The organism is Planctomycetota bacterium, assembly GCA_016235865.1.
Classification (GTDB): domain Bacteria; phylum Planctomycetota; class MHYJ01; order JACQXL01; family JACQXL01; genus JACRIK01.
Map to the genome: position 1 here is coordinate 86543 of JACRIK010000018.1, position 12791 is coordinate 99333.

Sequence of the window (12791 nt, forward strand, 5' to 3'; positions counted from 1 at the left end):
ATCAGGTTTAGCTTTCTTTTACTTCGGCCCTCTGCGCAAAACAAGCCGTTTATGCCGGACTATTCACGACCAGCTTCTTGCGGAGATGCGTCAGCATTTCCGCCACCATTTTGGGCAAATCGTAATCGTGTTTCCAGCCCCAGTCCTTACGGGCATCCGAATCGTCTATGGACATGGGCCATGAATCCGCTATTTTTTGCCGGAAATCAGGAGTGTAGGTGCAGGTAAAGGCGGGAATATGCTTCTTGATTTCCGCTGCGATTTCTTTTGGAGAAAAGCTTATGGCCGCCATGTTGTAGCTGGTTCGGACCCTGATTTTCTTGGCGTCAGCTTCCATGATGTCGATAGTTCCCTTTATGGCGTCGTCCATATACATCATCGGCATGGTTGTATCGTCCCTGAGGTAGCAGGCGTATTTGCCAGCCTTGATGGCGTCATAGAATATCGCCACGGCGTAGTCAGTGGTGCCGCCGCCCGGTTCGGTTTTCCAGCTGATTAATCCGGGATATCTCAGGCCGCGGACGTCCAGTCCGTATCTGACAAAATAATACTGGCACAGCAATTCGCCGGTGACCTTGGTAACGCCGTACATCGTGGTCGGCTCGAGCATAGTGTGTTGGGGCGTATTTGACCGGGGAGTGGTCGGACCAAAAACGGCAATTGAGCTGGGCAGCAATACCTTTGCCTTTTGCTCCACGGCCAGGTCGAGGACATTTTTCAGGCTGGTAACGTTGACATCCCAGGCCAGCTGCGGATTCTTCTCTCCCGTAGCGGAGAGGATAGAAGCCAGGTGGTATATCTGGGTTATTTTATGCTTCTTGAGAATAGAATGCATAACCTCCTTGTCTTCGGTGCCGCCTTTTTCCAGTATGCCCTTGAAATCAGCCGGGATATTGCGATGTCCTAGAGCGATGATGTTATCAATTCCGTATCTCTTCTGCAATGCTTCAACAAGTTCTGTCCCGATTTGCCCGAATGCGCCGGTTACCAGGATTTTCTCTGGCATAGTCCGCTCCTTCTATAACTATCGGCGGGTTGTGTCAACCCCGCACATAATAATGGTTAACTATGTTCCCGGTGCGCTCCTCTCTGGGGTGCTCCCGACCATTGCTTATTTCATTCGCAAAGGGCGGCATATATAAACACCGGTTTATCTGCCTATTATGCGAAATTATTAACATCATTTATGTGCGGGGTCAAGAAAAATGGTGAGATAACCTTACGGTGATTAGTCCTGGGTTTATTTGCCTGTGTTTTATATATTTTCGTAGCCGCAATCTTTAGGTTGCGTTTTTCTTGCTGATTCCGGATTATATTTTATACTTTCATCAAGCGGAGGGAGTTTGTATGAAAAAAACAGTTATAATATTTCTGCTTGTCCTTTTTGGCGTAATGCTTTATGGGGCTGACAACGGCACACCGGCGCCCGCGAACCCGGCTCCATCCCGAAGTGATCGGGACTCCACTGTGGTTCCGGAAAACGAGGATATTATCCTGATTAAAAAGGTTTTTAAAAAGATGGAGGAGTCCACGGCTAAAGAAGATGTTAATGGATATATGGATGTGTTCTCAAAGCGGGTGGAGATCGCCACGCCGGATGGCGCCAAACTTTCGTACAGTGATATAAAAGATTATTTAGTTGAGCTGTTTGACAGTTATGATTATATCAAGGATGAGCAGACCAAAGAATTGAATATTCGAATTATGGACAATACCGCCGAGGTGGTTAACACCTACCGGATGAGCGGTATTCCCAGGGGTGAAAAAGAAGTGGTGGTATTTGATGAGGGAACGCTGATGATAACGCTCCAAAAGCTGCCTTCCTTCTCGCCTAAGATACCGCCTGCATATCAGGTAATAAACGTTTCATATGTTATTCCCGTGGAGGATGTGGCCCAGTCCGTTTCCCCGGAAGACAAGACAATGTTGTTGCAGAGAATCAAGGAAAATTACGGGGTAGACCTGGAGGCCTCAGGCGGATTTGAACAATACCGTTCGTTGCTTCTCCAGGAACTTAAGGCAGAAAGCGAAGCTAATAAAGAGGAATTAGAGGCGCGGATTACGATACTGAAGAAACGGTTGCAAAAAACGTTTTCAGCCATGGTCAAACAGGACGTTCAGGCGGAGATTCAGGAATCAGAAAAAGCCTTGCAGCAGGTAGCCACGGAGAACGAGATAATCTCGATTGTGGACAACGAAATCGCCGACCTTAAGGATATATTTTTGAAGAAATGATGTCGGTTATGGATGCTCCGATATTTCGATTAAAACACCGGAAGTGTCTTGGGGAGCCAGGAAATTGACCAGATGCCCGCCGGCACCGGTCTTCGGCTCCGGATATAGCGGCTTATAACCCTTGGCCTCAAGTTGTTTCATCATTTCCCTGATGTTAGCCACGGCAAAGCAGAGGTGATGGATGCCCTCACCGCGCTTGGCCAGGAATTTGCTGACTGCCTGCTCGCCTTCCAATGGCTCGACTAATTCGATTACCATATTAGCGGTTGGCAGCTTGGCCGTCCGGACCTTCATTACTGGCACCTCCTCTATATGAGGTGTCAGTTCCAGCCCATTCTGGTAAAAGGGCAGGGCGGTTTCTATTTTCTTTACGGCAATCCCGATGTGGTCTAGTTTTATCATAAATTATTTCTTGCCACTAAGGCACGAAGAAGAACTTGGTGCCTTTGTGGCTAATTGTATTTAAAAGATAATTGCTCCCTTATGTTCCCCGAATACCTCGCGTAAGGCGGATGAGATTTCGCCTAATGTGGCGTTCTGTTTTATTGACTCCATAATCGCCGGCATAAGGTTATCGCTTGATTGGGCAACTGATTTCAGCGAGACCAGCGCCTGGTTGACCGCTTTTATATCCCTCTTTCTCTTGTATTGAGTTATTCGCATTACCTGCTTTTTCTGCAAAGCCGGCGTGACCTTGAGGGTTTTTATCCGGTTTGATTCCTTATCGGTAAACTTGTTCAACCCGACGATAATTTGTTTCCGAGTTTCAATTTTCTTCTGGTATTCATAGGCGGTTCGGGAGATTTCCTGCTGGTAGAATCCGCTGGCAATAGCTTTGGTTGAGCCGCCCAGCTGGTCAATCTTATCAATATAACTGACTGCTTCTTTCTCCAGTTTATCCGTAATGGTTTCCAGATAATAAGAGCCGGCCAGCGGGTCAACGACTTTACCGGCCGCGCTTTCATAGGCCAGGAGTTGTTGGGTACGCAGGGCAATCTGGACCGATTTTTCGGTCGGCAAAGCTAGGGCCTCGTCCCGTGAATTGGTATGTAGGCTTTGGGTGCCGCCCAGCACGGCTGACATCGCCTGAAGTGCCACGCGCGTCACATTATTGTCCGGTTGTTGGGCGGTCAGGGTGCAGCCGGCCGTTTGGGTGTGGAAGCGCAGCATCATGGCCCGCGGGTCAGTGGCCTGGAATTGTTCCTTCATAATCCGGGCCCAGAGCCGCCGGGCGGCCCGGAACTTGGCCACCTCTTCAAAGAAATCATTATGGGCATTGAAGAAGAACGAGATGCGCTTGCCGATTTCATTAATATCAAGGTTGCGCTTAAGGCAGGCCCGGACATAGGCAATGCCGTTGGCTAAGGTAAATCCGATTTCCTGCCCGGCCGTTGAGCCGGCCTCGCGGATATGATAGCCGCTGACGCTGATGAAATTCCACTTGGGCGTGTTCTTCAGGCAGTATTCTATTATATCCACCACCAGGCGCAGGGACGGGTCAGGCGGGAATATGTAAGCCCCGCGCGCCACATATTCTTTGAGGATGTCATTCTGGACTGTGCCGGCCAGGTCGGTAAATTTCGCCTTCTGCCGTTCGGCCAGCACCAGGTACATCCCTAGGATAATCGGGCAGGTGGCGTTGATGGTCATAGAGACGCTGACTTTATCCAGCGGAATCCCGTCAAAGAGTATTGCCATGTCGGCCAGCGAGCTGATATTAACGCCGGTCTTGCCGATTTCCCCCCGGCTCATCGGATGGTCTGCATCATAGCCCATCTGGGTGGGCAGGTCAAAGGCGATGCTTAAGCCGGTCTGGCCTTTCCGGAGCAGGAATTTGGAGCGCCGGTTGGTCTCTTCAGCCGTGGCAAATCCGGAATACTGCCGCATGGTCCAGAGCCGTCCGTGATACATCGTCGGATGCACGCCTCGGGTAAACGGATATTCTCCGGGCAGGCCCAAATTGATGTTGTAATCGAGATTATCAATATCTGACGGGGAATAAAAATGTTTCATTTTGCTAATTTCGGTTTCATGCCCGCCTTATTGCAGGCGTCTATCGCGTCAACCACGCACTGGGTCGGAATTTCCTTTTGGGGTTCTATTAGGACAGATATTTCCCTGGTTGAATTACTGATGGTTTCTAATGTCTTGGTAAGTTCATCATAATTTGTCAGGGATATACCGTCAAGTTTTATCGTTGGCATCATCGGATTGCGGTCATTGTGGGTAAGTGTGATGATGACCTGATTTACACCGGTCAGCGGTTTTGTTATCTCTTTGTTAGCCGGTAGGACGGTTTCAAGTTTGGTTTCAAGCGACCTGAAATGAAGCGCGCACATCAGGAATATAAGCAACTGGAATATGACGTCTATCATCGGCGTCATTTTGAGTGCCATTAGCTCATTGCCGGAATCCTGAATTGCGGGGAATTTAGCCATAACCTAATGCAAGATTAATCTTGATATCTTATCCACGAATGGCTTGGAAATAATCTGTCCGACCTTTCTGATGTGTCTCCTTCTCTTGGCGTTCTTGGCGGATAAGAGATGGCTCTTTCCGGGCCTGTGCCTGAGCAGTTTTCCGGTGGCGGTGCGTTTGATTCGCTTGGACACGGCCTTGCAGGTTTTCATTTTCGGCATATAAACTCTCTTTCTTAAGGCGTTCCTTTTGGAAGCGCCAGATTAGAGCCCGACGAGTATCGGGATATACATTATGTATTCGTAGCAACCGGTTTTTCCGACTGCGTATTACTCGGCGCTAAAATCAGGGTTAGACGATGACCTTCCCTGGAGATATTCTTATCTACCTTGGCCACACCCTTTAATTCGTCCCTGATACGTTCCATCAACTTAAATCCGATTTCCTTGTGGGCGATTTCCCGGCCCTTGAAGAAGAGATTGAAAAGCACCCGGTCGCCTTTCTTCAGAAAACCTTTGGCTTGGTTCACCCGCACCATAAGATCGTGTTCTTCGGTTATCGGCCGTAGCCTGAGTTCTTTTAAGCGTCCCTGATGATGTTGTTTCTTTGCTTTCTGTTCTTTCTTATGCTCCTCGTATTTATATTTGCTGTAACTCATTATCTTGCAAACCGGTGGCGCGGCATCAGGTGAGACCTCAACCAGGTCAAATCCTTTTTCCAGCGCCATTTTCAGGGCATCAGCCGTGGGCATAATCCCTAGATGCGTGCCGGTCTCGTCAATTACTCGGATGGTTTTTATTCTGATCCGGTCGTTTTTTCTTAGGTCTTTAATGATTTCACCTCTCTTTTCTTACCCGCTGTTAACGACAAGGGAGTGTTGCAGCGAGTTAGATCCCGCCGAAAGGCGGGATTTTCATGATTATTTCTTCTGTTCTATTTCTCCGGTTATTCTTTTGATAAACTCATCCAGTTTCAGGGCGGTTATTTCCCTCTGGCCCCGTTCGCGCAGCGCCACGGTGTTTTCCTTCTCTTCCTTTTCGCCCACCACCAGGATATAAGGTACCTTCTGGTCCGCCGCGTCCTTGATGCGCTCGGACAGCCGCTCATTGCGTAGGTCTATCTTGGCGCGCACTCCGGCCGCCAGCAGTTCCGAATGTATTTTCTTGGCGTATTCGTTTTGCCCTTCCAGCACCGGGATGACCGTGGTCTGGACCGGGGCCAGCCAGACCGGGAATGCGCCGGCGTAATGTTCAATCAATATCCCGAAAAACCGTTCCAGCGAGCCCATCAGCGCCCGGTGCAGCATTATCGGCCTCTGCCTGGTCCCGTCCTGGGCGTTGTAATAAAGGTCAAACCGCTCCGGCAGGTTGAAATCCACCTGGAGCGTGAAGCACTGCCAGTCGCGGCCCAACGAATCCTTGATATCAATATCCGCCTTGGGCCCATAAAAGACCGCCTGGCCCTCGTCCACCGTATAAGGCAGTCCGGTCTGCACGATGGCTTCTTTGAGTACGGCCGTGGCCTTGTCCCAGTTTTCAATCGTGCCGACATATTTCTCCGTCGGCCGGGTCGAGAGCCGCATCTTGAAATCGCTGAACCCGAACGCCCGGAAGATATGCAGGCCGAAATTAATCACGCCCTTGGCTTCTTCCAGCAACTGGTCCATCCGGCAGAACAGGTGCGCGTCGTCCTGGGTAAACCCGCGCACCCGGAACAGGCCCTGGAGCACGCCGGAGCGCTCGTAGCGGTAAACCGTGCCCAATTCCGCCCAGCGGATGGGTAGGTCGCGGTAACTGCGCACCTTGGTTTTATAGACCAGGATATGGCCCGGGCAGTTCATCGGTTTCAGGATATACTCCTGGCCGTCGATATCCATCGGGGAATACATATTCTCGTGGTAAAAATCCCAGTGTCCCGAGGTCTTCCACAGCCCAATCCGGGCGATATGGGGCGCGAAAATCATCTCGTAGCCGTTTCTGAGATGCTCATTGCGCCAAAAATCCTCCATGGTCTTGCGAATCATCGCGCCCTTGGGATGCCAGAAGACCAGGCCCGGGCCGGCGTCGTCATACTGGATGCTGAACAAATCCAGGTCCTTGCCCAGACGGCGGTGGTCGCGCTTCTTGACTTCTTCAATGTGTTTTAGATGACCGTCCAGTTCTTCTTTGGTCAGGAATGCCGTGCCGTAGATGCGCTGGAGCATTTTATTATGTTCGTCGCCGCGCCAGTAAGCGCCGGTGGCTGAAAGCAGTTTGTAATATTTGGCCAGTCCGGTCCGCTCTATGTGCGGCCCGCGGCACATATCCATGAAATTACCGTGCTTGTAGAAAGTCGCCTTCTCGTCCGGCAGTTCCCGGAGCATCTCCAGTTTATACGGCTCATCCTTGAGGAGCTTTTCTGCCTCCGGTTTGCTTAATTCCGTCCGCTCGAATTTGCTGTTCTCCTTGGCGATCCGGGCCATCTCTTTTTCTATCGAGGCCAGGTCTTCCGGTAAAAACGGCTTGGGCGTGTCAAAATCATAATAGAAGCCGTCGTCAATGGCCGGTCCGATGGCCAGTTTAGTGGCCGGGAAAAGCCGTTTGACTGCGTCCGCCATTATGTGCGAGATGGAATGTCTCAGGGTATCCAATTCCTGTTTATTCTGAATACTCATTATGTTCTACAATAACCTCATTTCTTTTCCTACAGTATGGCAAATTTCCAGCACCTTGTCAAGTTCCTGGTCGGTGAGTGTTGCCATATAACCCCGCTCCGATGTTTATCGGGCGGGATAACTCGCTGTAACGCCCTGGCGCCTACAGCGCCATGACTAACAGCGAGAAATTTATAGTAACTTCATCTCCTTGCCGACAGATTGACAAACCTCTAATACTTTATCTAATTCTTTATCCGTGTGGGTGGCCATATAACTGGTGCGAATCAGCGCGCCGTCCGGTGGTACAGCCGGCGAAATTACCGGGTTGCTGAATATGCCTCGCTCAAATAATTGTTTCCAGAACCCGAAAGTGACCATATCCTCGCCGAGGATTAAAGGCACGATCGGCGTCTGGGTCGGGCCGATATTGAATCCCAGCTTGCGGTATTCCCGATGCATTTTATGGGTAATCTCCCAGAGCCGCTGGCGGCGCTGGGGCTCGGTTTTCATAATCTTTAGTGTCGCCAGGACCGTGGCTACGGCCGCCGGCGGCATACTGGCTGAGAATATCAGGGCCCGGGCATGGTGCTTGATGTAACTGATGACTTTTTCCTCGCCGACAATGAATCCGCCCAGCGAGGCGAATGACTTGCTGAAGGTGCCCATCACCAAATCAACGTCATTTTCCAGATTGAAATGTTCCGCGCAGCCGCGGCCGTGCTCGCCCATCACCCCGATGCCATGCGCGTCGTCCACCATCAGCCGGCACTTGTATTTCTTCTTGAGTTTGGCTATTTCAGGCAGGTTGGCCAGGTCGCCTTCCATGCTGAATACGCCGTCTACCACAATCAGGGCATTGGACGGAGCGGGCAGTTCGGCCAGAATCCGTTCCAGGTCGGCCATATCGTTATGTTTGTATTTGATGGTCTTGCCGAAGGACAGCCGGCAGCCGTCCACGATACTGGCATGGTCGCCCCGGTCAACCAGGACGACATCGTCCTTACCGACCACGGTGGAAATGACGCCCTGGTTGGTCTGGAATCCGGTGGAGAAAATCAGCGCCGCTTCCTTGCGCATAAACGAAGCCAGTTCCCGCTCTAATTCCTCGTGGATATCGAGTGTCCCGTTCAGGAATCGCGAGCCGGTGCAGCCCGAACCGTATTTCTCCACGGCCTTGATGGCCGCTTCCTTGACCCGCTGGTCCTGGGTCAGGCCCAGGTAGTTATTAGAGCCGATCATGATCATCTTCCGGCCGTCAATAAACACCTCGGTATCCGCCCCGGACTGGATGGCCTTGAAATAGGGGTAGTAGCCCTGTTCCTTGGCTTCTTTAACGCGGGTATAATTGTAACACTTGGAAAATATTTCCATTGCGGAGGGATTATATAACTGCAGTTATGGAGTGTCAATTAAAATATTATTTTAATCTGCGTAATCTGTGTAATCTGTGTAATCTGTGTAATCTGTGGTTAAGGGTGGAATTCCAGACTCTTGAATCCCTCGGTCTGCGATTTGATGTCGGCGATGACCTCCTGCGGATTCTGATACCTGATTTCCTTTTCCTTGGCCATCATCTTCTCGATGAAATACAGGACCTGCGGCGAGATGCCGCGGTTCTTTATCTCATCCGACTGCAGGCTGGCCAGGACCTGTTTGGCCATCACTTCCATGTCGCCGGTGCCGGAAAAGGGGGTCTTGCCGGTAATCAGGTGGTAAAGCGTGGCGCCCAGCGAATAGATATCGCTCCGGATATCGGCCGCCTGGCCCCGGGCCTGTTCCGGCGACATATAGGCAATCGTGCCCGAGGTGGTAATCGCCGTATTGGCCGGCTGGCCGGTCGGTTGGCTGATGGGTTGCGCAAATCCCAGGTCGCACAGCTTGATTACGCCCTTTTTCTTGTCCAGCAGCAGGTTATCCGGCTTGATATCCCGGTGCAGGATATTATTCTTTTGCAGGTAGTCCAGGGCATTGGCCGCCTGCATAATGATCAGCAGCGCCAGTTCATCATTAATGCCGACCACGGTGCCGGCCTTTTCCTGGGTTTCGTCTATCAGTTTCTGGACCGAGTCGCCGGCCACATACTCCATGACCAGATAATGCAGTCCGTTAATGCCCTCAGGCGGCGTGACATAGTAGCCCCTGATGATATTGGGGTGGTTGAACTTAATCAGCAGCCGGGCTTCCCGCTGAAAACTCTTGAAGAAAGCCGGATTGGCCACGGTCTTGGGGAAAATCATCTTAATGGCCATCGTGCGGTTGGTCTTGATTTCCAGGGCCTTAAAGACAAGGCCCATTCCGCCGGCGCCTAATTTGCCCAATACCTGGTAGCCCGGAAGTGATTCTGATTTCTCGGTCATAATCTGAAGAATTTCAAAGATAACAACTAGATTAAATAACCCCCTTTTATTCCCCCTTTGTTAAGGGGGACTGCGGGGGTTGTTATTCCGTTAAATCCTGTTGTTTAATTTCTCAATTATTAGGATTATATTTCTTGCCTGGGTGAATTCAATATATAATAATATAAATATGAGTGCCTTAAAGACGAAGAAACCGTTTGGCGAGATCGTCATCGAGATGAAACTGGCGACCGCGGCGCAGATTAAAGAGGCGCTGGCCGCCCAGAAGGCCCTGGCTACCGGTGCCAAGCCGGTCAAAAAGAAAACCGGCGAGATTCTGGTCGAGAAAAATATCCTTTCCGCCTCCCAGGTTACGGCCATCCTGGCCAAACAGGCCAACCTTAAATTCGTCCGGATTTCCTCCGGCACGATTACCGATGAGATAATTAAACTGGTGCCCAAGAGCCTGGCCCTGGAACACAAGATTATGCCGCTCCAGAAAAAAGGCAAGGTCCTGACCGTGGCCGCATCTTCGCCGCCGGATATGTTCGCCCTGGATAATCTCCGCTTCGCCCTGAACAGCGATATCGAAGTGGTCCTGACGGCGCAGGATGAACTGAACCAGGCCATCGCCAAATATTACGGCTCGACGATTGACGACTACGGCAACCTGGTCGGCGATATCAGCGACATCGACATCGCCCAGCGCGACGGCAAGGAAGAGGAAGCGGTTGAGGATGATGCGCCGATTATCAGGCTGGTTCACACCATTATTTCCGACTCGGTCAAGGTCCGGGCCAGCGATATTCATATCGAACCCATGGAAAAGGCGTTGCGCATCCGCTACCGGATTGACGGCGTCTGCCGCGAGATAGAATCACCGCCCAAACGGCTCCAGGGACCGGTCCTTTCCCGTATCAAACTTATGGCCGGGATGGACATTGCCGAAAAACGCCGGCCCCTGGACGGCCGGATTGCCACCTCTATTGACGGCAAGGATTTTGATATCCGCGTTTCGTCACTGCCTTCACAATACGGCGAGAGTATCGTCATGCGGCTGCTGGAAAAGCAATCGTTGGCCAGTTTGGATGACCTGGGATTCCACGGCGAGGACTACCGCCGATTCAGGTCCATCATCAAAAGACCACACGGCATCTTCCTGGTTACCGGCCCGACCGGCTCAGGCAAGACCACCACCCTCTATGCGGCCATCAAGGAACTCAACAAGCCCAATGTCAAGATTATCACAGCCGAAGACCCGGTGGAGTACGTAATGAGCGGAGTCAACCAGTGTCCGGCCAAGCGTGAAATCGGATTTACCTTTGCTTCTATCATACGAGCGATGTTAAGACAGGCGCCGCAGATTATTCTGGTCGGCGAAATCCGCGATGCCGAGACCGCCACCATAGCCACCCAGGCGGCCCTGACCGGCCACCTGGTCTTCAGCACCCTTCATACTAACGATGCGCCGTCCGCACTGACGCGTCTTTTGGATATGGGCGTAAAACCATTTCTGGTCGCGGCCTCTATCCAGGCCATTATGGCCCAACGCCTCATCAGGATACTCTGCCCCAAATGCAAACAGCCTTATACGCCGGAAGAGCCGGAACTGGCCATGCTCGGCCTGACGCAGAAAGACATCGAAGGCAAGACCATCTACAAGGCGGTCGGCTGCAAGGACTGCAAAGAGGGCTACAAAGGCCGGCGCGGCATCTTTGAACTCCTGGAAATGAGCTCCACCCTGAAAGAAATGACCTTCCGCAAGGAGCCGACCGTGAAACTCTACGAAGAAGCCAAAATCAGCGGCAAGATGACCTCGCTCATGGAAGACGGCGTAAGAAAGATTCTGGACGGGCTGACCACACTGGAAGAGGTTGTGTCGCTGGCCAAGCGGGAGGATATCGGGTACTAAAAGAGGTTACATAAGGTTACAACCGGTTACAAGGGGTTACACATTCGCTTTGCTCAGTGCAAGCAAAAGGTTACAGTAACCTCTTGTAACATCAATGTAACATCTTGTAACTTCTTGTAACATTTAGGAGGAACAGCATGGCCGTAGATTTAAATAAATTACTTGATGTAGTGGTTGACCAGGGCGCGTCGGACCTGCACCTGACGGTCGGCCTGCCCCCGATGATTCGGGTGCACAGCCACCTGAAACCGCTCAACCATCCGCCCCTGACCAATGACGATACCGTGGCCTTCATGCATTCGGTCACCTCGGAGCGCCACCAGCAGGAACTGAAAGAAAAGGGCGGCTGCGACCTGGCATTCGCCTACGGCACAAAGGCCCGGTTCCGCGTGGCCGTCTATACCCAGCGCGGCCAGACCGGCCTGGTCCTGCGCCTTATCCCGAACAAGTTGCGGACCATTGAGGAACTGGGCCTGCCCGATGTGATAAAGGAACTGATAAACCGGCCCCGGGGCCTGATACTGGTCACCGGCCCGACCGGCTGCGGCAAAAGCACCTCGCTGGCCGCCATGATAAATCACATTAATACCAACGACGACTGCCATATCATCACCATTGAAGACCCGATTGAATATTACCACGAGCACAAGAAATCCATCATTACCCAGCGCGAAGTCCACAACGACGTCGGCTCGTTCTCCGAGGCCATCAGCAAGGCCTTGAGAATGGACCCGGACGTGATTCTGGTCGGCGAAATGCGCGACCTGGATACTATCGGCACCGCCATTACCGCCGCGGAAACCGGCCACCTGGTCTTCGGAACTCTGCACACTACCGGCGCGGCCCGGACCATCAACCGCATCGTGGATGCCTTCCCGAATATGCAGCAGGAACAGATTCGCACCCAGCTGGCGACCGCCATCATCGCCATCATCTCCCAGGTCTTGATGCCCAAGGCCGATGGCAAGGGTGTGGTTGCGGCCTATGAAATAATGATTGCCACGCCGGCCGTCCAGCACCTTATCCGGGAAAACGAACCGCACAAAATCATCTCGGCCATCCAGACCGGCACAAAACTGGGCATGGTTCTCTTAGACGATTACCTCTTCAAGCTGTTCCTCCAGAAGAAGATTACATATCAGGACATGATGGAATACTCCCAGAACCCGGCTGATTTGGCCATCAAGATACAGGAATACGCCAAGCAGCAGCAGGCCGCGTTTAAGAAGCAGTAATACTGTCTAACGGTGAATTG

The 12791-nt window shown here is 51.8% G+C and carries 12 protein-coding genes; 3 read left to right on the top strand and 9 right to left on the bottom strand.

All coding sequences use genetic code 11. The features are described from left to right. Positions 1-49: 49 nt before the first annotated feature. A complete protein-coding gene (locus HZA49_05340) occupies positions 50-1006 on the bottom strand; it encodes an NAD-dependent epimerase/dehydratase family protein (protein ID MBI5778861.1) in 957 nt (318 codons plus the stop codon). Between the two features lie 341 nt (positions 1007-1347). Here HZA49_05340 and HZA49_05345 point away from each other — a divergent pair, with 341 nt between their 5' ends. Next, the gene (locus tag HZA49_05345) at positions 1348-2235 is read left to right on the top strand and encodes a hypothetical protein (GenBank protein MBI5778862.1); all 888 of its coding nucleotides are present in this window, start codon (positions 1348-1350) and stop codon (positions 2233-2235) included. A 6-nt stretch (positions 2236-2241) separates the two neighbouring features. On the opposite strand, the gene mce is transcribed toward HZA49_05345, so the two are convergent. From mce to HZA49_05385, 8 genes are all read right to left on the bottom strand, one after another. Next, positions 2242-2637 (bottom strand): methylmalonyl-CoA epimerase, encoded by a 396-nt coding sequence (gene mce, locus HZA49_05350; GenBank protein ID MBI5778863.1) that lies wholly within the window; start codon positions 2635-2637, stop codon positions 2242-2244. 60 nt (positions 2638-2697) lie between these two features. Then, positions 2698-4248, bottom strand: a complete 1551-nt coding sequence (locus HZA49_05355; GenBank protein MBI5778864.1) for a methylmalonyl-CoA mutase — start codon at positions 4246-4248, stop codon at positions 2698-2700. Next, positions 4245-4631, bottom strand: coding sequence for a biopolymer transporter ExbD (locus HZA49_05360; GenBank protein ID MBI5778865.1), 387 nt, complete (start codon positions 4629-4631; stop codon positions 4245-4247). Before HZA49_05360 ends, HZA49_05355 begins: the two co-directional genes overlap by 4 nt. A 45-nt stretch (positions 4632-4676) precedes the next feature. Further along, positions 4677-4874: a 50S ribosomal protein L35 gene (gene rpmI / locus HZA49_05365; GenBank protein ID MBI5778866.1), complete on the bottom strand. Its 198-nt coding sequence runs from the start codon at positions 4872-4874 to the stop codon at positions 4677-4679. A gap of 71 nt (positions 4875-4945) precedes the next feature. Continuing rightward, on the bottom strand, positions 4946-5488 hold the full coding sequence (locus tag HZA49_05370; GenBank protein MBI5778867.1) for a translation initiation factor IF-3: 543 nt from the start codon (positions 5486-5488) through the stop codon (positions 4946-4948). Positions 5489-5572: 84 nt separating this feature from the next. After that, complete coding sequence (locus HZA49_05375; GenBank protein ID MBI5778868.1) at positions 5573-7309, bottom strand: threonine--tRNA ligase; 1737 nt, start codon at positions 7307-7309, stop codon at positions 5573-5575. A gap of 168 nt (positions 7310-7477) precedes the next feature. Continuing rightward, complete coding sequence (locus HZA49_05380) at positions 7478-8659, bottom strand: pyridoxal phosphate-dependent aminotransferase family protein (protein MBI5778869.1); 1182 nt, start codon at positions 8657-8659, stop codon at positions 7478-7480. 98 nt (positions 8660-8757) lie between these two features. Further along, positions 8758-9645 (bottom strand): serine/threonine protein kinase, encoded by an 888-nt coding sequence (locus tag HZA49_05385; protein MBI5778870.1) that lies wholly within the window; start codon positions 9643-9645, stop codon positions 8758-8760. A gap of 169 nt (positions 9646-9814) precedes the next feature. Here HZA49_05385 and tadA point away from each other — a divergent pair, with 169 nt between their 5' ends. Then, on the top strand, positions 9815-11536 hold the full coding sequence (tadA, locus tag HZA49_05390) for a Flp pilus assembly complex ATPase component TadA (protein MBI5778871.1): 1722 nt from the start codon (positions 9815-9817) through the stop codon (positions 11534-11536). 137 nt (positions 11537-11673) lie between these two features. Further along, positions 11674-12771 carry a type IV pilus twitching motility protein PilT gene (locus HZA49_05395; GenBank protein MBI5778872.1) on the top strand — a complete coding sequence of 366 codons (1098 nt, stop codon included), beginning with the start codon at positions 11674-11676 and terminating at the stop codon, positions 12769-12771. Positions 12772-12791: the final 20 nt, after the last annotated feature.

Excerpts from the sequence above, each read along its gene's own strand:
- HZA49_05385 (MBI5778870.1), bottom strand. The coding sequence starts at position 9,645 with ATGACCGAGAAATCAGAATCACTTCCGGGCTACCAGGTATTGGGCAAA.
- rpmI (MBI5778866.1), bottom strand. The coding sequence starts at position 4,874 with ATGCCGAAAATGAAAACCTGCAAGGCCGTGTCCAAGCGAATCAAACGC.
- HZA49_05355 (MBI5778864.1), bottom strand. The coding sequence starts at position 4,248 with ATGAAACATTTTTATTCCCCGTCAGATATTGATAATCTCGATTACAAC.
- tadA (MBI5778871.1), top strand. The coding sequence starts at position 9,815 with ATGAGTGCCTTAAAGACGAAGAAACCGTTTGGCGAGATCGTCATCGAG.
- HZA49_05395 (MBI5778872.1), top strand. The coding sequence starts at position 11,674 with ATGGCCGTAGATTTAAATAAATTACTTGATGTAGTGGTTGACCAGGGC.
- mce (MBI5778863.1), bottom strand. The coding sequence starts at position 2,637 with ATGATAAAACTAGACCACATCGGGATTGCCGTAAAGAAAATAGAAACC.
- HZA49_05380 (MBI5778869.1), bottom strand. The coding sequence starts at position 8,659 with ATGGAAATATTTTCCAAGTGTTACAATTATACCCGCGTTAAAGAAGCC.
- HZA49_05360 (MBI5778865.1), bottom strand. The coding sequence starts at position 4,631 with ATGGCACTCAAAATGACGCCGATGATAGACGTCATATTCCAGTTGCTT.
- HZA49_05345 (MBI5778862.1), top strand. The coding sequence starts at position 1,348 with ATGAAAAAAACAGTTATAATATTTCTGCTTGTCCTTTTTGGCGTAATG.
- HZA49_05340 (MBI5778861.1), bottom strand. The coding sequence starts at position 1,006 with ATGCCAGAGAAAATCCTGGTAACCGGCGCATTCGGGCAAATCGGGACA.